Genomic DNA, 21,117 nt, shown 5'->3' on the forward strand with positions numbered 1-21,117 from the left:
AAAAAGAGGCAAGACCAAAGAACGATCTACTCGTCTTTGGTCTTGTCTACTTTACAGGTGATGATCTTTCATTAATTCTCAGAGTCATCTCCACTATTATTCGGATTATTATTATTGTTATTGTTGTTGTTTCGTTCCGCTGGTGCATTGGAGTTACTTTGAGCATTTGCACCATCATTCGATGAAGATTCATCCGTCGTTGGTTCATCCGTCGTTGGTTCATCCGTCGTTGGTTCATCCGTCGTTGGTTCATCCGTCGTTGGTTCATCCGTCGTCGGTTCATCCGTCGTCGGTTCATCCGTCGTCGGTTCATCCGTCGTCGGTTCATCCGTCGTCGGTTCATCCGTCGTCGGCTCATCTGTCGTTGGTTCATCCGTCGTCGGTTCATCTGCTTCAGGATCTGTGACCGTGACCGTCGTTGAGACTGGACCTGATTCCTCGCCAGAAGCTTTCGCAACGACTTGGAATGTCGATCGTCCTGGTTTCAAACCATTGATGGCGATACGATTTGTAGTGCTCGTTCCGACTGTCGATGACTTCCCATCAGCATCTGTCATCGTCACTTCAAACGATACATCATCATACCCATTGGCTCGTAACGCAGCATCGTTATAGTTCCAAGTTAGTTCACCGCTCTTTGTGTCTTCATCGTAAGATGCTTGTAATCCAGTCGGAGCGGGTACTGTCTTTTTTTCAACGACAGGCTCTTTCGTCCCTTTCACATACAATTCATTTCCGATACTAAGGACAGAACTAGGTTGTTTGAATGGTGCTGGTGTACGATCGCGTGTTTTTGTGATGAAATCTTTCCAGATTTGCTGTGCCATCGTGCTGTTATACGGACCACTTAGTCCAGATCCATTGTTATTTCCAGACTTCGTCGTTCCTGTCCAGACACTGATTGAGACATCAGACGTATACCCTGCAAACCAGACATCTTTATAAGCATTCGTAGTCCCAGTCTTACCGGCTGCATCAAATGACAATCCGGCGCTTGGGAACGTACCACCTGGTTTTAAGACATCACGAAGCATATCCGTTAACATGTATGCCGTGTAGTCTTCCATCGCTTTTTTCGATTTGACAGGCGACTTGATTTTTGATCCATCACTATATTCAATCGATTTGATCAGGTGTGGCTTAATATAATCGCCACCGTTTCCGAGTGTCGCGTAAGCTCCAGCCATCTCAGTCGTATTGAATCCGTGTTTCATCCCACCAATTGCATAAGCTGGAGAAATCGATTCATCGTTTTCTAATTTCAAACCTGATTTTTCAGCAAATGTTTGAACTTGGTCACCACCGATTTCTTGGAACGTTTGAATAGCTGGTGTGTTCGCTGAGATTTTTAACCAATGACGAATTGTGTTCGTACCACGGTATCCATCATAATAGTTTCCAATCTCTTTGCCGTTGACTTCTGTTGGTTTATCCGTCAATTGTTTCGCAGTCGACCATTTATCATTTTCGATTGCTGGACCATAGGCAAAGAATGGTTTTGCAGACGATCCCGGTTGATGTGGCTCATTTGCGTAGTTACGTCGCGCTGTACCTTTACCTGGATTTTTTCCGTCAACGACAGCTAAAATCTCACCCGTTTGTGTATTCACCGCCGAAGCAGCTGTTTCTGCATATTCGGGCATCTTAACGATTTGATCTTTTTTGATTGCTTCATTCATATAGTCATGCATCGGTTTATCGATCGATGTATAGATTTTTAACCCTTGACCATAGATGTCTTTCCCTTCTAAGCCAAAATCATCTTCTAACTCTTTTGATACCATATCGAAGATGACACTATCATAAGACTCATCCTTTGTTGACTTCGGTGCCGGATTGATCAATTTTGAGATCGGCTGCTTCACTGCTTTATCTCGTTGTGCTTCTGTAATGACGCCTGTCGTCTGCATCGCATTGAGGACTTGCGTCTGACGCCATTTCGTTAACTTTGGATCTCCTTTAATTGGATCATATGCTGTCGGACGCTGCGGGAGTCCTGCAAGCATCGCAGCTTCCGCATAATTTAATTTATTTACAGGCTTATTGAAGTATGCTTTTGAAGCTGTCTGGATCCCGAATGAATTTTGTCCATAATAGTTTTTGTTCAAATACATCTCTAAAATTTGATCTTTCGTATAGTCCTGTTCTAAACGAATCGCGAGCCATTGCTCTTGGACTTTCCGTGTAATCGTCTTATCAAAGCTGAGGAACGATTGTTTGACGACCTGTTGTGTAATCGTCGAAGCCCCTTCAGAACCAAATCCGTCTGTCACGTTTGCAATGATGGCTCCACCAAGACGACGGAAATCGATCCCGTTGTGCTGATAGAAACGACGATCCTCGATCGAAATGAATGCGTCCTTCACTACTTCTGGGACTTCATCAATCGAGACGTACTCTCGGCTCGTTCCGCCTTTCGTAATTTCTTTCTTATTGCTTGCGTAAATTTTTAGCGGCAACGCATCACGTAATTCTGCTTCATCCAGTTCAGGAGCAGTAGCTACGGCATATGCTGCAAAACCACCACCAATCAGCATCATTAAGATGAATAGACCGGTAGCAATCAACAATAATTTTTTCCAAAGTGGACCTTTCCCACCAGAACCGCCACCTGACTTCTTCTTTTGAGGACGTTTTGTCCGTTTCATCTTTTTCTCAGATGACTTGGTCTCTTCACGACGTGCGACACGACTTCTTTCCATATGCTATCCTTCTCCTTCAATCAAAAAGTGTCTGAATTGAAATATAGTTCGTCCACTGCCTTTAAATAATCGATGGCAGGGTACGCTCCAGTCTCGACTTTAATACCGTCTTGTTCGATTGCTGTCAGCGGAATTGATTTCCGTCCGCTTTCTAGCTGATCCCACCAGGGGAACACGTGCTCGACTGAAAGCACATATTGCACATTATACAGACTGAATCGAATGATGACAAAACAAATTCCTCCATGTTCGACACATTGACGCATGTGTGCGATTTGATGGGGGTGAAAATTTTTTATTGGGAAAGAGGTTTTATTCGTCGTCTCTTTCGCTTCGAAATCAATATATTTTCCACGATACACACCATTATAATCGGTTGTCGACGGTTGCTTGAAATAGGCCTCCTTAACGACAGCAGCCGATCGCTTTGGATAATCGACTTGGACAATTTGTAACGGAGTGGGTTTCTTGTGAATGATTGCCCGATTATGGGTTAGATAAAACGTATTGCTTTCATTCAATAATTTTTCGAGCGTCATTCCTCGATTTGAAAAGGTTGACTCGGTTGATCGCGCCTTCTTAATTTGGGTTCCATGCGACTCGAGTGGCTTTTGAAATTTTTTCCCATTCGGGTAATTCAAAACGATTCCCCTCCTATCGCGTTTATTGTACCATGATATGTGATTGTACCGTATCGGCCGAGAGGAGTAGTTAAAAACCAATGACAATTGAACCGTTATTACAAGAGATTGAACGTATTTATCAAGAAGGACGTGCCGGAACCGAATATGACTTTAATCGAGACGTCGTGCCGTTCGTTGAACGAGCTGATCAATTGATAGCTGAGTGGCAAATGAATGCCCAAGATAGTCCTTACCTACGACCGAGCATGGTTGAAAGTGCAGTCGATCAACTGAAGCAAATTTCTGTTCAAGCCTTTCAACCGAAAACGAGTCTGAAACGTTTTAATGAAACGATTAAATCCGTTCGTTATATTGATCGATTAATGAACGGAGAAGAATAACAATTAAAAACAGGAATTATCTTCCTTGAGTCGAACACCTTATCTATGAGGAAATGTTTCTAAGTTTCCACTTGTCGGGCTATAGCTTTTCAGCCGCCTAGCGTGTAAAGTGGCATCAAGAGCATTTCTTTCTAAAAGACTGTGTAATTATCGTGCAATTGGAGGAGATTCATTTGAACAAACGGGTACAATCGAACGTCAAAGGCGTTGATGTCAAAGGATTTCCTAAGAACTCAACCCCTGCCCCGAAGAAATACATTATGTTCGTCGACGAAACTGGGACGCCAAAGGGTAATACACAATTCAACTTAACCGGCGTCTTGATGGAATATAAATATGCCATTGATTCGGATGAGACAGGTGAACCAAGTCCGCTTCGCAAACGCTTGATGGATTTCAAGGCAAAAGTCTTTGAAGATCCACATATTCCGCTCCATCTTAAAGAAATCTTAAAAGCGGAGCATCCTTACGGTAAGGAAGACGGCATCACGATTGATATGTTGCGTCACTTTTGGATTGCCTTGCCGGAATTTCTCGTTGATATCGATTGTACGATCGTCAGTGTCGAAGTCGATAAACAGAAGCTACAAGACTTTTTCTCGACTCCGAAGGATCCGTATGTCGTCGCCTTCGCTCATTTGATGAAGTCATTTTATTCCTTCCTCGATGAGACAGAAGCAACGAGTGCTCGCGTCGTTCTTGAGAGTCGTGATGATTATCAGAACTTGTTGATTCAAAAAGCGTTTTTCGATATCTTCAATTCAGGAACGGTTCATCTCGACGTCGAAAAAAGTCGTCAAAAAATCAAAGGCTTCATCTTTGCTGAAAAAGACAGCGACCTCTACCAATCCGGTCTTGAGATTGCCGATTTGGTCTGCTTACCTTTATCCCGCGTTCGTCGAGGTGTCATCGAGGTAAAACCACGGTTTGTCCATTATGGGGACGAAAACCGGATTTTTAAGGCCATCAAAGATAAAATTTATATTCGCCGCGATAGCCCAGACCAAGATTTCCGAAACTGGGGCTTCAAGAAGGTACCGATCACGAAAAAGCGTCGTGAGTGGTCTGATACTCCTTGGAATGGATAATATGCATAAAAACAGTGGATCCGAAACCGGATCCACTGTTTTTATGGTGTAGCTAATCCTTTTGTTCTTTTTTTGCCCTCTCGACACATGTCGAGTAACGGGCATGCTTCACAGTTCGGACGTTGTGCCTTACAGTGATACCGTCCAAAAAAGATGAACTGATGATGCAGTTTCGACCAACGCTCTCGCTTGAAACGACGCATCAAGGTCGCTTCGACCTGTGTGACGTTATCTTTCCAGCGACAGATCCCGAGGCGTTTTGAAACACGTTCAACATGTGTGTCGACAGCAAATGCCGGGACATCGAAAGCAACAGATAAGACAACGTTCGCCGTCTTACGTCCAACACCAGGCAATGCTTCTAGACCCGCTCGCTCTGTCGGAACTTCACCGTCATGTCGTTCGAGTAATTGTGCCGCAAGCGCCTTGATGTTTTTCGCTTTATTCCGATACAAACCAAGACGTTTAATTTTATCTTCGATTTCCTCGACCGGTGCCGCAGCAAGTGAAGAGGGATCCGGATAAGCTGCAAATAATCCAGGCGTCACCTGATTGACAAGTACGTCGGTCGCTTGTGCACTCAGTGCAACGGCGACGACTAGTTCAAACGGATTGCGGTGAATCAGCTCACAAAATGCATCCGGAAACATCTCTTCTAACGTCGCTTCAATCCGATCGATTTCAGCCTTCCGTAACATCTACTCAGCCTCCCCGTCCGGCAAGATCCTCAAGTGTTTTAATGCCTTCGCGTTCCCACGTTCGTAGAATTTGATTGATATAAGTCATCTTGCGAACGTTATGATAGACCGCTTCTCGAAGTGCAGCAAGTACAAGCTCTTCCGAAATATTCTCGATCGTCAACCACTGGATGATCTGCTCCATTTGGAACGGTGACATCATCCCGAGTTCTCGTTCGAATTGTTGGAAGACAGACGGGTTGATCGTATCAAAGTTCGGTGCTTCCTGTTCGGGTGGTGCCATCAGCTTTTCATAAAGTGGAACAAGCGAATAGCGTTCTGATCCACTGACGTTCTCCATCGCAAGCAGCCCTTTTTGTAACAAACCAAGCGTCGTCTCAATGGTTTCCGTCTCAGATAATCCGAGACGATTACTTAACTCTTCCGGAGAAGGCATTTCCATCCCTTCCGCCCGACAAGCGAATAATTGACCAATTAACGTGAACTCGACAAAACTAATGCCTAACCGTTTTGCCTCCGTGAACAACCGCTTCGGTAAGACGACCGTCCCTTCCTCGAATAATTGAACTAAATTATGATTCATCGTATTTCCTCGATTCTCTAGTCTAAACAAGAAATCGACCCGTCGAGACGATGGGTCGATGTTTTTCCTTACTGCTTATGGATAGAGGCGGTTCAGCAAACGTGGGAACGGAATCGTTTCCCGAACGTGCTCGACACCTGTAATCCAAGCGACTGTCCGCTCTAAACCAAGACCGAAGCCACTGTGTGGAACAGAACCGTATTGGCGTGTTTCGAGATACCATTTATAAGCACCCGTTTCGTCAAGACCATGTTTCTTCATCTCAGCGAGGAGTTTCTCGTGATCTTCTTCACGTTGCGATCCTCCGACGATTTCACCATAGCCTTCAGGAGCAATCAAATCATCACATAGAACGAAGTCTGGGTTTTCCGGATCTTCTTTCATGTAGAACGGTTTAATTGCTTTAGGCCAGTGCGTGATGAAGACAGGACGTGCAAAGCTGTTGGCGATTGCAGTCTCGTGTGGTGCTCCGAAATCGTCTCCGAATTCGATATCGTCGAATCCTTGCTCTTTGAGCATGTCGATCGCTTCCGTATACTTGACGCGCGGGAACGGTGCGTTGATGTTTTCAAGGACCGTCAAGTCACGACCAAGCAACTCGAGTTCAGCACGACAGTTTTTTAATGCCGATTGAACGAGATGCGAGACGTAGTTTTCCTGAACCTCGAGGTTCATCTCGTGATCGTGGAACGCCATCTCAGGCTCCATCATCCAGAATTCGATCAAGTGACGGCGTGTCTTTGATTTTTCAGCACGGAACGTTGGTCCGAACGAGAAGACCTTACCAAGTGCCATTGCTGCCGCTTCCATGTAGAGTTGACCTGATTGTGACAGGTAGGCATCTTCATCGAAATATTTCGTGTGGAACAATTCTGTCGTTCCTTCTGGTGCACTACCAGTTAAGATTGGCGGATCGACTTTGATGAATCCTTCTTGGTTGAAGAATTCGTACGTCGCACGAATCAATTCGTTTCGGACGACCATTACAGCGTGCTGACGTTTCGAACGTAACCAAAGGTGGCGATTATCCATCAAGAAGTCTGTACCGTGTGCTTTTGGTGTAATTGGATAATCGATTGCTTCATGGATGACTTCAATCTTTGAAATTTCCATTTCATGACCGATCGCTGTCCGACCACCATCTGATTTAATGACACCTGTCACCCAAAGTGATGATTCTTGTGTTAAGCCTTTTGCTTGTTTGAACAAGTCTTCGCCAACTGTTTCTTTAACGACAACCCCTTGCATGAAACCAGAGCCATCTCGTAGTTGGAGGAAGGCGATTTTACCGCTTGAGCGTTTGTTCGCTAACCAACACCCAATCGTCACTTCTTCTCCTACATGTTTGTTTACATCCCGAATCATTGCTTTCAACAGTCAACATCCTCTCTCTATTAAACGGCTGTATGTGCCGTGATGAATCCTTCAATCCGGTCGAGTGCCTCTAAGACACGCGCCGGATCTGTCGCGTAAGATAGACGGACATAGTCCGGTGCCCCAAATCCTGAACCCGGAATCAAGGCGACTTTTGCTTCAGATAACACAGCTGTACACCAGTCATCGACATTATCGAATCCACACATCTCGGCAGCCTGCTTTGCATGTGGGAACAAGTAGAATGCTCCTTCCGGCTTCAGACACGTCAATCCTTTAATTTCGATGAGTCGTGCGTAGATTTTTTCAAGTCGCTCCTCGAAGATGACACGCATCGCTTCGACCGGTGCATCTCCTTCTGCATATGCAGCAACCGACGCCGCTTGCGCAATCGATGTCGGATTCGATGTCGAGTGACTCGCTAAGTTCGTCATCGCCGCGATGATCTCTTTCGGTCCGATCGCATATCCGATCCGCCAACCTGTCATCGCATGGGATTTTGAGACACCATTGATGATGACCGTCCGTTCGCGCATTTCTGGTAAAGAAGCGATTGAGATATGCGTCGCACCGTTATAAAGTAACTTCTCATAAATCTCGTCACTAATGACGAGTAAGTCATGCTTGATTGCGATATCCGCTACCATCTCAAGCTCTTCTTTTGAATAGACCATTCCCGTCGGATTTGATGGCGAGTTCAAGACAAGTGCTTTCGTGTTCGGTGTGATATGTTGCTCGAGCAATTCCCGTGTCACTTTAAAACGAGACGATTCATCTGTTTCAAGAATGACAGGGACGCCGTCACTGAGTTTGATTTGTTCCGGATAACTGACCCAATAAGGTGCTGGGACGATGACTTCATCGCCTGGATCGAGAATCGCTTGGAATAATGTCGAAAGTGCATGTTTTGCTCCTGAAGCTACCATGACTTCCGAGCGTTCATATGGCATCCATAAGTCACGGCGTGTCTTTTCAATGATCGCATCTTTCAAGGCAACAGTTCCGCCAGACGGCGTATACTTCGTATCGCCCGCTTCTGCTGCTTCAAATGCTGCTTGGATGATGAATTCCGGTGTATTGAAGTCGGGCTCTCCCGCACCTAAACCGATGATGTCTTGACCTTCTTCACGTAGTGCCTTGGCTTTCGCTGTAATGGCTAGCGTTGTAGATGGTGTCAATTGTCGTACGCGTTTCGATAACATGTCGCCCACTCCCTTTACTTGATTCGTAATCGTTTGATGAAAGAACCTTCTTGATACGTATAATACGAATAATCATAGCCTGTTTCCGTCTTCGAAACGATCTCGATGACGGCACGATCCTCAAAGCCGTACTTAGCAGACACGATGTCCCCTAGTTCTGGATGATCTGCGACGACTGTCTTAATGGCAATACCATCAGCAATCGGTCGTGTCTCAATCTTTCCTTTTTTCGGAACGAACGCCCGTACCGCCTGTCCGCTCTGCTTCATCGTAAAAACGACATATTGGCGTTTCCCGTTAAAGACAGATTCGAACCGGACGTCCGTCGGTTTGAGTTCTTTTTTCAGACGCGTCTCTGCTTGTTCAGCGACGCTCTGTTCCCGGTCCTTTGCCTCAGCGATCGTCACCTGATAAACGGCGGTGCCAAGTACAGTCAAAAGGATGAGTGCACTCAGCAGACCAAGCGTAATTTTCCACTTCATGTGCGGTAGATGGTAAAGACCATCTGCTCCTTGTCTTTTTCATCGAGAGCAAGACCGAACATTAAATCTTCCGTCTTTAGCGTCCGATTCAATAAGTCGACGATTTTATACGTATCGTCATGGCGGTTCACTTTGACGGTCGCAAGTGTTTCAATTTTTGAATCCATCTGTATGTCCTCCCTCATTTTTCTCTATCTATTATAATGCGATAGGGTTTATCTGAATAGACTCAATCGCCATCATTCAAGAACAATTCTAATTCTGCTGTTAGTTCGTCGAGTGGTTTTGATAAAACAGGAACTTTCGGAAGACTCGTGACGAAGCGTTTTCCGTAACGCGTCGTTTCAATCCGGCGATCAAGTACGAAGACAACACCTCGATCGTTCGTCGTCCGAATCAGACGACCAAATCCTTGCTTAAACCGAATGATTGCTTGCGGTAGACTGTACTCGAAAAATGATGATTTTCCGAGTTTCTCAATGCGTTCTGACCGTGCTTGGACGATTGGTTGATCAGGTGGAGCAAACGGTAAACGAACGATGACGAGACAACTGAGGTCATCTCCGGGAATGTCGACACCTTCCCAAAAGCTAGCAGTTCCGAACAAGATACAGGCATCAAGTTGCTTGAACTGCTTCATGAGTCGTTGCCGCGAACCTTGCGTGACGCCTTGCGATAACAGTGTAAAGCGTTCCGGAAGCAACGGTTTCGTTGCCTCATGCGTCAGTCTTAATAAATCGTTTGATGTAAATAAGACGAGCATTCGCCCTTCCGTTACCTCCGCGATCTGTAAGATTGCTTCCGCGATCGTTTCCGCGAATTCCGGTAACGGAACATCTTGTAATAACGGAAGATCCGTTGGAATCATCAATCGTACATTATCCGCATACCCAAACGGTGAAGGGACGACGAACCGTCGTGTATCAAAAGCGTCAAGTCCTAATCGGTTCTCAATGAATTGGAACTTGTTCGAGACGGTCAACGTCGCAGACGTAAGGATACATGTTCGTTTCGAAAAAACATCGCGTCGCAGTCGCTCTGAAATATCGATCGGTTGGGTATACACCCGTGTCAGTTTCCGGTTCTTCACGGACGTCTCGATCCAAGATACCGTTTCGTCGTGCGGTGCAAGCATCGTCTCGAAGATGGCGAGTTCTGCTTCTTCGATTTGTGACGTAATCGCTTTTAAATCGGCAACGAGTGAACGCTCGCGATAACTCATCTGTTCCCGATGTTCATGGAACAGTTTGTGAATGGCACGGATGGCCTGACGTAAGCGGCGCAAAACCAATTCCACCCGTTTGGCACTCTCCTGAACGGCACGCATCGAGCGATCGAGTCGCTTAAAACGAATGCTGACCATCCCTTCCCGTCGTGCTTTTCGGGAAGCCAATTCAAGTCCATACGCTTGAATGATCATCAATAGACCGTCTGCTTCTTCGAGCAACGTCGTCAATGCCTCATCAACCGTCTCACTGTGCGCTTCGACCATCTCGGAAATGTCCCATTCCTCCGACAGATCAAGCAAGCGGTGTAACAGTTTTTTATCGGACGAATACCCAAGCTGTCGGAACAGACGATCAAACGTATGTCCATCAAAGACGAGACCAAAATGATGACTCGCAACTTCTTCGATTTGGTGCGCCTCGTCGAGGATCAACGGACTTCCTTTCGGTAAGACTCCTGCCTCGAATTGCAAGTCACTAAATAACAAAGCATGGTTCGTGACGATGATCGTCGCATCTTTCGCTTGGCGAATCGCATGCTGAAAGAAGTCCCGACTGTACCATGGATCAAATCGTCCAAGCTGTGACTGACTATCGGACTGAATCAACTGCTTGATCCCGATATTTCCTTGTGCCGCACCACCCGGTAAGCTGACTTCTTCTAAATCTCCCGTTTCCGTCTCCGTTAACCAGACGAGCAGAATCGCTTTTGCGAGCGTAAAGTTGTAAGCATCTTCTTGATCATTTAAGAAAAATTCGAACTTCCGTAAATCGATATAGTTACTCCGTCCTTTGAGAAGCGCAATCTGAACTGGCGCATCGAACAGTTGACGTAACAACGGTAAATCACGCGCAAACAGTTGTTCCTGTAATTGAATCGTATGCGTACTGACGACGATCGGTACTTCATGTTCGAGCGCGTAATGCGCTGCCGGGACAAGATAACCGAGCGATTTTCCGGTTCCTGTCCCTGCTTCGACGAGTAACGGCGCTTCTTGATCAAGCGACTGATAGACATGCCGCATCATTTCGAGTTGCCCACGACGTTCTTCATACCCTTCGAACAAACGAGGAAACGTGACAGCATTTAATTCGTCAACAAACGGTCCGAACGGTTCAAGAACGGGCGGATGCGTCAAGCGTTCGATCGTCTGACGTTTTTTTAAGGCGATTTTTCGAAAACGGTCGAATCGTACATCCTCTTCGATACCGACCAAGCGAATCGCATGATCAATTTCCTCTTCGATGGCGCTGAACAGACGTGGTGATAAACGTCTTAAGTGCTTCAACGTCTCAAGCGGCAACGTATGTAGTCGTTTGAGTAGTTCAAGTAACAATTCAGCTGTCGCTGAAGCATCACTTCCTGCCCGGTGCGCTTCTTGATGAGCAAGGCTTAAAGACTCTGACAGATGCGAGAGCGCATGACTTTCCGCTGTTGGAAGTAAGATCCGCGCAAGTTCGACCGTATCGATGACCGGTCCCGAATACGGCAAATAGCCTTCTTCTTCTAATGCATCATTTAAAAAATTCAAATCGAACTGCACATTATGGGCGACAAAGACACCACCATCGAGTAATGACAAAACGCGTGGTGCGATGATATCAAATGTCTCGGCATCTTTGACATCCTCATCCGTAATGCCCGTCAACTGGGAAATGAACGGAGGAATCGGCTGTGTCGGACGTACGAAGGCAGACAATTGTTCTGTCAATTGTCCATCCTCAATGACCGCCATTCCGATCTCAATCATCTCATCGCCAGCTTTTATGGAGTGACCTGTCGTTTCCAGGTCGACTACGACGTATTTTTTCTTCAACACTGATCCTCCACCTTTAATCCATCCTCTCCATGATTGGATGGCATCTCATTCTTCATCTTAACAAAAAAAGAGACCCGCTGGCATGATCGGGTCTCTAAAATTTCATAAGATCGTGTGGGCGATTTCTTGAGACAACATTTGTGTGATGTCATTTTGTTCGTTCAAAACAGCTACTTTTGGTACGTGCGTCGCGATTTCTTCCGTCGATAGTTGTGCATACGCCATGATAATGACTTCATCACCGACTTGGAAATGGCGTGCTGCTGCACCGTTCAAACAGATGACACCTGATCCACGTGCACCTTTGATGGCATACGTTTCAATCCGCGCACCGTTCTGATTGTTCGTCACTTGTACTTTTTCGTTTTCCAAAATCCCGACAGCGTCGAGTAAATCCTCATCAATCGTAATCGATCCAACGTAGTGTAAGTTCGCCTCAGTTACCCGGGCTTTGTGTAGTTTGGCGTGCATGAATGTGCGTAACATCGTCATGCTCCTCTCGTATATAGTAAATTATCGATCAAGCGTGCCGATGCAAACTGCACGGCGACAGCTAGGAGAATCGTCGTCGTTTGTTCAGTGACGGGTCGTAGCGATGGATAGTCGACGGCTTCGACGTAATCAATCGTCGTCCCATCAAATTGCAGCGCATCGCGCGTCTGCTCGAGAACTATTTCGATCGCTTCACCTTGGTCAAGCGCTTGTTTCGCTTGCTGCAGTGCCTGCTGGATACCTGGGGCTTGCGTGCGTTCCGTATCCGATAGATAGACATTACGTGACGATTTCGCCAGTCCATCCTCTTCGCGAATGATTGGGCAACGAACGATTTCAACTGGAACGAAATAGTCTGCAACGTACGCTTCGATCAACGCAAGTTGTTGGGCATCTTTTAAACCGAAGTACGCCCGAGTTGGACGAACGACGTTCAATAGTTTGCTGACGACTGTCAACACACCGTCAAAATGCCCCGGTCGAGACGCACCACATAAGACATCGTCCCCCGAACGGACCGTAACACGAGCCATATCGAGCGGATACATCGTCTCATTCGTCGGATAAAACAGATAATCGACCCCTTCTGCTTCCGCAATCTTCTGATCGCGTTCTGCGTCTCGTGGATAACGATCCAAGTCTTCATTTGGTCCGAATTGCGTCGGATTGACAAAAATACTCAAGACAACGACATCATTCTCTTGGCGTGCTTGTTTGAGCAATGAGGCATGTCCTTCATGCAAGAATCCCATCGTCGGTACGAACCCGATAGAATCGTGTCCTGATAAGACGTCCCGTAACGCTTTTACATCTTGAATGATTTTCATTCCTTGTTTCCTCCGTAAAGCGCACCAATTAGCTCTTCATCCATTTGGAATGAATGAGCAAGTTCCGGGAACGTTCCTGCTTTCACATCTTTGACATAAGCCGCAATCGCTTCTGTTCCTGAAGCATTCCAGTTCGTGTACGCTTTAACGAACTTCGGTAAACGACCAACCCCATACGTCAAGATATCATGATAGACAAGGACTTGACCGGCAACATCAGCTCCGGCACCAATCCCGATGACAGGAATCGTAACCAGTTCTTGAATCCGCTTTGCGAGCGGGTGTGGCACACACTCAAGTACGAGCATCTTCGCACCAGCACGCTCTGCTTCCAAACTATCTGCAATCAGTTGTTCGGCTGCTTCTAATGATTTCCCTTGGACTTTGAATCCTTCCAGGACTCCAACGGATTGTGGTGTTAATCCGAGATGCGCGACGCAAGGCATTCCAGCATCCGTCAAACGACGAATCGTTTTTAAGATGTCTCCTGCCCCTTCTAGTTTCAGAGCGTCTGCCTGCGATTCTTGGAAGATGCGCGCTGCAGCTTCGAGTGTTCGATCAAATGAACCGTGGTAACTTGCGAACGGCATATCGACGATCATGAACGTTTGTGGTGCTCCCCGGCGTACTGCGCGCGCATGATGGACCATGTCGTCGACCGTGACGGCAATCGTTGAATCATAGCCGAGGATGACGTTCCCGAGGGAGTCCCCGACGAGCAGCATATCAACACCTGCTGCTTCCGATAATTTTGCTGAAGGATAGTCATATGCTGTCAACATGACGAGCTTTTCACCAGCTTGTTGTTTTTTTAATAGTGGACCCATTGTGTGCATTGTGTTCTCTCCTTACGTGTGTAGGGAGGACAAAAGGAAAACGCCTTTCTTTCCAAAATAAACGCATGCGGAAAGAAGGCGGAATAATTGAATATCGTCCTTCTGTCCCTGTCCGTTAAGATCAAGGCAGTTGAAACAGCTAAAACTGGCACCTGTCAATTCGGTATGGTTCCAATAAGCGGATACCATCCGTGGCTTTATTATACATGACAGGAAAAGGTCCCTGCAAACCGTCTGATTCAAGAACTCACTCTTTTTCCCAGTAAACGAGCTCAGCTGAGTGAAAACGAGTCTCGCCCGCGTCGGTCTGGATCCGAATCGTTCCGGTCTCGTCAATACCAAGCAGTGTTCCAGAAGCTGTCGCTTGGCGCGTCCGTAAAGTTACGGTTTCGTTCAATCGGTCAGCAAGGTCTTCCCAATCGGCAACAAACGAACCAAATCCTAATTCAAGCCATTGTGTATAAAGCAGTTCGAACTGATTAAGGAAACGACCGACGACTTCCGCTCGACGAAACGACTGTCCCGTCTCTTTTGCGAGGGAAGTCGCCCGATTCTCGATTCCTTCAGAGAACTGTTGATGGTGCACATTGATGCCAATTCCAATAATGACGGAACTAATCCGATCTGCCTCGGTCTGCATCTCAGTCAAGATGCCGGCGACCTTTCGACCATGAATCAGGATGTCGTTCGGCCATTTAATAGTGACTGGTGTATCAAGAGAACGTAATGTTTTCGCCAGTGCAATACCGGCTACGAGCGTTAATTGTCCGGCTTGATGCATCGGTACATCCGGACGGACGAGTAGACTCATCGCGATACCCTTGTTCTTTGCTTCATGCCAGGTCCGTCCTAGTTGCCCTCGTCCATTCGTCTGATGATCGCAGACGACGAGGGTTCCTTCTGCTGCTTGCTGCTGCGCTTGTTCGTGTGCAATCCGCTGCGTTGTATCGAGTTCGTCAAAATGAAGGATTTGTTGACCAAGACGTGATGTCGTTAACCATTGTTCAATCGCGATTGGTGTCAATAAATCACCTTCGTCGACTAATTGATAGCCTTGTTTTTTATTGGAGATGATGTGATAGCCTTCATCCTTTAATGTTTGCATATGTTTCCAAATGGCGGTACGTGAAATATTTAGAGTCTCTGCTAATTCTTGTCCTGAATACCAAGTCCGCTTGCGTAGTGCCATCAGGATTTGTTCTCGGACTGTATGTGCCAACGGTTTACCTCCTCCATCAATGTGGCTTGATCATTTCGGAAAGCCTGTTCGATGACGCCGTACTCTAGATGCAACAGCGCTTCTTTGATCTGTTGTTTTCGAAGACCAAAACGAATCATATCTTTTCCGTCTACTGCAAGCTCTTTTCGTCCACGAATCGGTAAGTCCGATCGATCCGGATAATCGATTCCTGTCATTTGGCGCAGCATGTCCAGTTCCTCATCCGATAACTGATACCGATCCCAATCCGTTAAAGGACGATGGAGCAGTGGGACCAGGCGCGCAGCGAGCTGCATTTGTTGTTTCGACCGTTTCCAACGGGTTAATTGCTCACGCGTTAGACCGGCATCGAGCACAAGTGTCCAGACGGCGTCCTTTGAGACGCCTCGTAGTGATTGCTTAGCAAGAGCTTCTATAATCACTGCGTCCATCCCGGGTAGGTACTCTTCAATCCCAGTCCGTAGTATCGCGTTAAGTGCCTGCTGCTTTCCTGGTCCGAGTAATAGCTTTTCAAACTCAATCGCAATCCGCTCAATCGCAACAGCAGCTAGATGTGGGGCGAGTTCTGTAATCGCTTGTTCAGTTGTAGGATCAAGATCGAACTCGAGTTGACTCATGAAACGAAATGCCCGCATCATGCGAAGTGCGTCCTCATTAAAGCGTTCCTTCGGCGCACCGACCGTACGGATGATCCGCTCTTTGATGTCACGTTCACCGCCAAATAAATCGACGCGCCCCGTAGGTCTAAGTGCCATTGCATTAATCGTGAAGTCACGTCGTGTCAAATCTTCTTCCAGACTTACGCCAAGCGTTACCGCATCCGGACGCCTGCGATCGCTATATGTCGCTTCCGAACGGAATGTCGTGATTTCATACGGCACGTGGTTTAGGACGACTGTCACGGTTCCGTGCTCAAGGCCTGTCGGAATGACGACCGGGAATAAATCGATGATCTGTTCCGGTAACATTGAACTGGCTAAGTCATAGTCTCCTGGTATTCGGTCAAGCAACATGTCACGAACGGCGCCACCCACGATGTAGGCTTCACCCCCCGCCTGTTCGATCGTTTCAATGATGTGATGTGCGCCTTCAAGCAAGTTCATGACGTGCACACACCCGTTCATACACTTGTTCATAGCGACGGACGATCTCATTCGAATCGAAACGACGACGCGTATCGCGAATCCCCTCTTCTCTCATTCGTTCGCGTAACATCGGATCATCTGCAAGTTCACCGATACGCGCTGCAGCCATTTTGACATCGTAGGTCGGAACGATATACCCAGTCACCCCGTCCTGAATGACTTCTGGTAATCCACCTGCTGTCGAAACGACACTCGGGACACCAATCGCCATTGCTTCGAGAACGACAAGTCCAAACGCCTCTTTTTCAGACAACAAGACATGAATGTCGCTGATGGCGAGCAATTGCGCGACATGTTCCTGTTTACCGGCAAAGATGACCTTATCGTCAATACCAAGTTCCTTCGCACGCCGTCTCGTTTGCCCCATCTCTGGACCATCGCCGACGAGCAATAGACGCATCTTCCGATCTTTCGCTGCGATTGCGAATGCCGCAAGTGTATCGTCGATTCGTTTGACGGGTCGGAAGTTCGAGATATGAATGACAACGACTTCATCTGACTCGATGCCGTAGTGTCGTTTCAAACGTTCGTCACGCATCGGATAATAGACACTCTCATCAATCGAGTTCGCAATGACATCGATGTCGTAGTGCGCGTTAAGCGTTGCATTCGTCTCAAGCGCTAGACTTTCTGAGACGGCCGTAACCGCATCCGATCGTTCGATACCATACCGGATGGCCGGTTGCATCTCTAAGTCTTGTCCGATGACCGTGATGTCCGTACCATGCAACGTCGTCACGACAGCGACACCTTTTTTCTTCGCCATGTTTCGACCGAGATCAGCACAGACCGCATGCGGCACAGCATAATGGGCATGAATGACATCAAGATCGAATAGATCAATAATTTCTGCTACTTTCGATGCTAGTGTAATGTCATAAGGGGGATATTTAAAAACGGAATACTGGTTGACTTCCACCAAGTGTACCGTGATGTTCGGGCGATATTCCGTCAGTCGAAACGGCATGCTCGACGTAATGAAGTGAACGTCATGTCCACGATCCGCCAGTTTCATACCGAGCTCCGTTGCGACGACGCCACTCCCGCCAACAGAGGGATAACAAAGGATTCCAATTGCTTTTTTCATGATACAACCACACTCTCTTTATGACTTCTATTCGTCTCTATTCTAAGCAATATCGATCGGAATGACCATACTGATCACTTTTCGACTGATTTTCCGAGGAAAAGCTAGTCTTTTTCCTACCGTGCCGTTACCCTAGAGAAAGAGTCTTGATTTGAAAGGAGCATACGGAAATGGCACCTCCATTCCAGTTTCCGATTCGGATCCAGAACATCCTCTGGATTCTAGTCGGATCATTCATTTTTGCTTTTGGTATTTATCATTTTAACGTTCAAAACGAATTGGCAGAGGGTGGGTTCACCGGAATCACGTTGATCTTAAAAGGTCTGTTTGGGTTATCGCCCTCCATCACGAACTTAGTGTTGAACGTTCCTCTGTTTTTCGTCAGTTATAAAATTCTTGGTCGGACGACCTTCGTCTATACGTTGATTGGGACATTCAGCTTTTCCTTTTGGTACGGACTAATCTCGAAGTATTCACCACTCGTGATTGACCTTCGAGACGATATGGTCCTCGCTGCTTTGTTCGCTGGTGTTTTCATCGGGGTCGGTCTCGGCATCATCTTCAACAACGGCGGTACGACAGGTGGTGTCGATATTATCGCGCGTCTGACGAAACGTTACTTCGGATGGTCGATTGGTCGCACGTTCTTGATCTTCGATTTCTTCGTCATCGTCGCTTCCTTGACGTATCTCGACTATAAACAGGCGATGTATACGTTACTCGCCGTCTACGTCGGTGCTCGTGTCATTGATTGGATGCAAGAAGGTACGTACGCCGGAAAAGCGGCAATGATTATCAGTGATCACCGGACGGAAATCGCGGACGGGATTCATGCAACAATGAATCGCGGTACGACACGTCTCATTGCGAAAGGCGGTTATTCGGGACGCGACCTCGAAGTGTTATATGTCGTTGTCGCCCGCAACGAGATCAATCGCTTGAAGACACTTGTTAAAAGTGTCGATCAACATGCTTTCATTACGTTACATGATGTCTATGAAGTGACGGGAGAAGGGTTTACGTTCGATGAAAACCGGGTTCCGATCAAAGAAACCTAAGTAGACAAAAACACGGATTGCTCGTTTGAGCAATCCGTGTTTTTTACTTAATCATCACTTGACGGGTTAAAAACGATCAATGCAAGACGAAGGAATTCGGCAACGGCAACAAGTGTTGCAGCTACATACGTCCAAGCCGCTGCATTTAAGACACGGCGTGAACCACGCTCTTCTTCCGCATCGATGATTCCGTGTTCCGTCAACTGTGCCATTGCTCGGTTTGAGGCATCAAACTCGACCGGTAACGTGACGAGTTGGAAAATGACGGCACCAAGCATCAGGACGACACCAAGCATCGCTAGACCACTCAACCCAGCAAATAGACCAACCAACAACAGCGGGAACGATAAATTCGACGTGATCGACGCGACAGGCGCAATCCGGTGACGGACACGCATCATGTTATAATCCGTCGCATCTTGAATGACGTGACCGATTTCGTGTGCTGCAATCGAGACAGCTGAGACCGTCGAACCGTAGTAAACGTCTTCAGACAAACGAACGACTTTGTTCGTCGGATCATAATGATCGGACATCGTTCCACCGATCGGCTCGAGTCGAACGTTCGTGATTCCGTTTTGCTTCATGATGAAGTCTGCAACCTGCGCTCCCGTCACCCCACTCTGAATCGGAACATCTTGATACTTTTTATACGTACTCCGCACGCGCATCTGAGCCCAAATCGGGACGATGATGATGATCGCGAGATAGATCAAATAGTTTGCCACGAGACATCGTTCCTTTCTTTTTTTGATTATAGGTCTATTTTATGTTCAAGTGATCTTATTGTCAATTGAATCGCGCACGACAAGGAGATATCCCATCAAAAGACATAATCCCGTCAACCAGAAGGAACCATATCCGATCCACTGGATATGTTCAGCGAGTGCCGGGTAACGTGGCCATTGCCCGAGGACATAATCGACAACGTCGTTATGAATGACCCAAATCGCGACAAGAACGAGTTCCTTTACACGAAACGTCATTAGTGGACTATACAGTAACGCTTGGAAAGCCATCGCCCCGTGTGACACCATCAACATCAGTGCCATCGCTGTTAAGAACGAATCTTCTGTTCCGAGCTGATTCAACATCAAGGCATTCATAACGACTGCCCAAACCCCGTATTTGATCAATGTCACGAAGGCAAGTGCTTCAATCAATCGAGAACGTCGTCCAAAGATCCAGAGAAAGACAATGATCGTAAAGAACAGTGATGCTGTTGGGCTATCTGGTATGAACGGATAATAGTACCACTTCGATGTCGCAAGTTGTGGTTCGTACCAGTAGTAACCGTATAAAGTGCCTGCTAAGTTGATCAATCCGACGACCCAGAGCACCGCTTTATGACGGAGTAACATAAGTAATCCTTGCAATCGTTTCACCTCATCATCGACAAAAGCCGGAGGATTGCTCCCCCGGCTTTTGGCTTATTTATTATTTTCGCCGCCTTCACCGTATGAAGCGATGAATTTCGCAAGTTCCTTATGATCCGCATCTGATCCTTTGAACTGACCAGCAGGCATCGAACCGACACCTTTGACTGCAATATCATAAATCTCTTTTTCTGTCTTTTTCGTACCGACGAGCGCTGGAGCTGCTGCGCCACCCTCGAGGTTCTTACCATGACAGTTGACACATGACTGGTTCGAATAAATTTCGTATCCTTTTGCCGATGTATCAATTTTCGGTCCTTCGTCCATCGTCAACTCACCTTGTTTGTGGATTGTATCCCAGTGAGTCGTTTGAACAGATTCCCACGTCAAGAAGACGATCGAGACGACTGCAAGGAGCATCATGCTGACTGCGATCGGACGTTTCGCTGGACGACGTTCAAGACCTTGGTCGAGCCATGGCGCGACGAGAAGTGCTGTGAACGCAAGACCTGGAAGAATGACCGTACCCATCAAGATGTATGGACCTGCAGCAAATTGGTATTTCAAGAGCTGATAGAGGAATAGGAAGTACCAGTCCGGAAGTGGAATGTACGACGTATTCGTCGGATCGGCAATGTTTTGAAGTGGTGCTGCTTCTACGATTGTCAGTGTCATGAAGCCGATCAAGAAGACCGCTCCAACCATCCATTCGCGAAGTAAGAAGTTTGGCCAGAACGCTTCCGTTCGACCTGGATATTCCGAATAGTCTTTCGACTTGTTCGGCATCCGGTTGTTGATCGACACCCGTGAATCGGTGACGAATTTCATTCCTTTACCACGATGCATCGTGTTCTCCCCCTTTTTTGTTGTCTAGATGA

At 46.9% G+C, this 21,117-nt stretch carries 21 protein-coding genes; 3 read left to right on the top strand and 18 right to left on the bottom strand.

From position 1 onward, the window contains the following. Nucleotides 1-71: 71 nt before the first annotated feature. Complete coding sequence (locus ADM98_RS11855; RefSeq protein WP_053453709.1) at nucleotides 72-2,702, bottom strand: PBP1A family penicillin-binding protein; 2,631 nt, start codon at nucleotides 2,700-2,702, stop codon at nucleotides 72-74. Between the two features lie 20 nt (nucleotides 2,703-2,722). Continuing rightward, nucleotides 2,723-3,349 carry a Holliday junction resolvase RecU gene (gene recU, locus ADM98_RS11860; RefSeq protein WP_053454543.1) on the bottom strand — a complete coding sequence of 209 codons (627 nt, stop codon included), beginning with the start codon at nucleotides 3,347-3,349 and terminating at the stop codon, nucleotides 2,723-2,725. A gap of 74 nt (nucleotides 3,350-3,423) precedes the next feature. Between recU and ADM98_RS11865 the strand changes: the two genes are divergently transcribed. Further along, on the top strand, nucleotides 3,424-3,726 hold the full coding sequence (locus tag ADM98_RS11865; protein ID WP_053453710.1) for a DUF1798 family protein: 303 nt from the start codon (nucleotides 3,424-3,426) through the stop codon (nucleotides 3,724-3,726). Between the two features lie 173 nt (nucleotides 3,727-3,899). Further along, nucleotides 3,900-4,814: a DUF3800 domain-containing protein gene (locus tag ADM98_RS11870; protein ID WP_053453711.1), complete on the top strand. Its 915-nt coding sequence runs from the start codon at nucleotides 3,900-3,902 to the stop codon at nucleotides 4,812-4,814. Between the two features lie 41 nt (nucleotides 4,815-4,855). Here the strand turns inward: ADM98_RS11870 and nth are convergent, their stop codons facing one another. The 13 genes from nth to bshA all read right to left on the bottom strand — a co-directional run bounded on the left by nth (nucleotide 4,856) and on the right by bshA (nucleotide 17,805). After that, a complete protein-coding gene (gene nth / locus ADM98_RS11875) occupies nucleotides 4,856-5,512 on the bottom strand; it encodes an endonuclease III (RefSeq protein WP_053453712.1) in 657 nt (218 codons plus the stop codon). A gap of 4 nt (nucleotides 5,513-5,516) precedes the next feature. Continuing rightward, a complete protein-coding gene (locus ADM98_RS11880) occupies nucleotides 5,517-6,095 on the bottom strand; it encodes a DnaD domain-containing protein (RefSeq protein ID WP_053453713.1) in 579 nt (192 codons plus the stop codon). 75 nt (nucleotides 6,096-6,170) lie between these two features. Beyond that, nucleotides 6,171-7,460 carry an asparagine--tRNA ligase gene (asnS, locus tag ADM98_RS11885; RefSeq protein WP_235504924.1) on the bottom strand — a complete coding sequence of 430 codons (1,290 nt, stop codon included), beginning with the start codon at nucleotides 7,458-7,460 and terminating at the stop codon, nucleotides 6,171-6,173. Between the two features lie 29 nt (nucleotides 7,461-7,489). Then, nucleotides 7,490-8,671, bottom strand: coding sequence for a pyridoxal phosphate-dependent aminotransferase (locus ADM98_RS11890; protein ID WP_053453715.1), 1,182 nt, complete (start codon nucleotides 8,669-8,671; stop codon nucleotides 7,490-7,492). A 14-nt stretch (nucleotides 8,672-8,685) separates the two neighbouring features. Then, nucleotides 8,686-9,153: a hypothetical protein gene (locus ADM98_RS11895; protein ID WP_053453716.1), complete on the bottom strand. Its 468-nt coding sequence runs from the start codon at nucleotides 9,151-9,153 to the stop codon at nucleotides 8,686-8,688. Next, the gene (locus ADM98_RS17175; RefSeq protein ID WP_012370646.1) at nucleotides 9,150-9,320 is read right to left on the bottom strand and encodes a YpmA family protein; all 171 of its coding nucleotides are present in this window, start codon (nucleotides 9,318-9,320) and stop codon (nucleotides 9,150-9,152) included. The genes ADM98_RS11895 and ADM98_RS17175 overlap by 4 nt, the downstream gene beginning before the upstream one ends. A gap of 62 nt (nucleotides 9,321-9,382) precedes the next feature. Next, a complete protein-coding gene (dinG, locus tag ADM98_RS11900) occupies nucleotides 9,383-12,199 on the bottom strand; it encodes an ATP-dependent DNA helicase DinG (protein ID WP_235504887.1) in 2,817 nt (938 codons plus the stop codon). A 102-nt stretch (nucleotides 12,200-12,301) separates the two neighbouring features. Then, the gene (gene panD / locus ADM98_RS11905; protein WP_053453717.1) at nucleotides 12,302-12,685 is read right to left on the bottom strand and encodes an aspartate 1-decarboxylase; all 384 of its coding nucleotides are present in this window, start codon (nucleotides 12,683-12,685) and stop codon (nucleotides 12,302-12,304) included. Between the two features lie 2 nt (nucleotides 12,686-12,687). Continuing rightward, the gene (panC, locus tag ADM98_RS11910) at nucleotides 12,688-13,518 is read right to left on the bottom strand and encodes a pantoate--beta-alanine ligase (RefSeq protein ID WP_053453718.1); all 831 of its coding nucleotides are present in this window, start codon (nucleotides 13,516-13,518) and stop codon (nucleotides 12,688-12,690) included. Further along, nucleotides 13,515-14,354, bottom strand: a complete 840-nt coding sequence (gene panB / locus ADM98_RS11915) for a 3-methyl-2-oxobutanoate hydroxymethyltransferase (protein ID WP_053453719.1) — start codon at nucleotides 14,352-14,354, stop codon at nucleotides 13,515-13,517. Before panB ends, panC begins: the two co-directional genes overlap by 4 nt. A gap of 247 nt (nucleotides 14,355-14,601) precedes the next feature. Next, a complete protein-coding gene (locus tag ADM98_RS11920) occupies nucleotides 14,602-15,573 on the bottom strand; it encodes a biotin--[acetyl-CoA-carboxylase] ligase (protein WP_235504888.1) in 972 nt (323 codons plus the stop codon). After that, nucleotides 15,543-16,676 carry a CCA tRNA nucleotidyltransferase gene (locus tag ADM98_RS11925; protein ID WP_235504889.1) on the bottom strand — a complete coding sequence of 378 codons (1,134 nt, stop codon included), beginning with the start codon at nucleotides 16,674-16,676 and terminating at the stop codon, nucleotides 15,543-15,545. The genes ADM98_RS11920 and ADM98_RS11925 overlap by 31 nt, the downstream gene beginning before the upstream one ends. Then, nucleotides 16,663-17,805 carry an N-acetyl-alpha-D-glucosaminyl L-malate synthase BshA gene (gene bshA / locus ADM98_RS11930; protein WP_053453720.1) on the bottom strand — a complete coding sequence of 381 codons (1,143 nt, stop codon included), beginning with the start codon at nucleotides 17,803-17,805 and terminating at the stop codon, nucleotides 16,663-16,665. The genes ADM98_RS11925 and bshA overlap by 14 nt, the downstream gene beginning before the upstream one ends. Before the next feature lie 170 nt (nucleotides 17,806-17,975). Between bshA and ADM98_RS11935 the strand changes: the two genes are divergently transcribed. Next, the gene (locus ADM98_RS11935; protein WP_053453721.1) at nucleotides 17,976-18,863 is read left to right on the top strand and encodes a YitT family protein; all 888 of its coding nucleotides are present in this window, start codon (nucleotides 17,976-17,978) and stop codon (nucleotides 18,861-18,863) included. 47 nt (nucleotides 18,864-18,910) lie between these two features. On the opposite strand, the gene ADM98_RS11940 is transcribed toward ADM98_RS11935, so the two are convergent. From ADM98_RS11940 to ADM98_RS11950, 3 genes are all read right to left on the bottom strand, one after another. Next, nucleotides 18,911-19,591: a zinc metallopeptidase gene (locus tag ADM98_RS11940; protein ID WP_082318557.1), complete on the bottom strand. Its 681-nt coding sequence runs from the start codon at nucleotides 19,589-19,591 to the stop codon at nucleotides 18,911-18,913. 45 nt (nucleotides 19,592-19,636) lie between these two features. Further along, the gene (locus ADM98_RS11945) at nucleotides 19,637-20,224 is read right to left on the bottom strand and encodes a DUF1405 domain-containing protein (RefSeq protein ID WP_053454548.1); all 588 of its coding nucleotides are present in this window, start codon (nucleotides 20,222-20,224) and stop codon (nucleotides 19,637-19,639) included. Nucleotides 20,225-20,293: 69 nt separating this feature from the next. Next, a complete protein-coding gene (locus tag ADM98_RS11950; RefSeq protein WP_053453722.1) occupies nucleotides 20,294-21,085 on the bottom strand; it encodes a menaquinol-cytochrome c reductase cytochrome b/c subunit in 792 nt (263 codons plus the stop codon). Between the last annotated feature and the right edge of the window lie 32 nt (nucleotides 21,086-21,117).

The sequence above is a fragment of the Exiguobacterium sp. BMC-KP genome (genome assembly GCF_001275385.1).
In the GTDB taxonomy this organism is placed as follows: Bacteria; Bacillota; Bacilli; order Exiguobacteriales; family Exiguobacteriaceae; genus Exiguobacterium_A.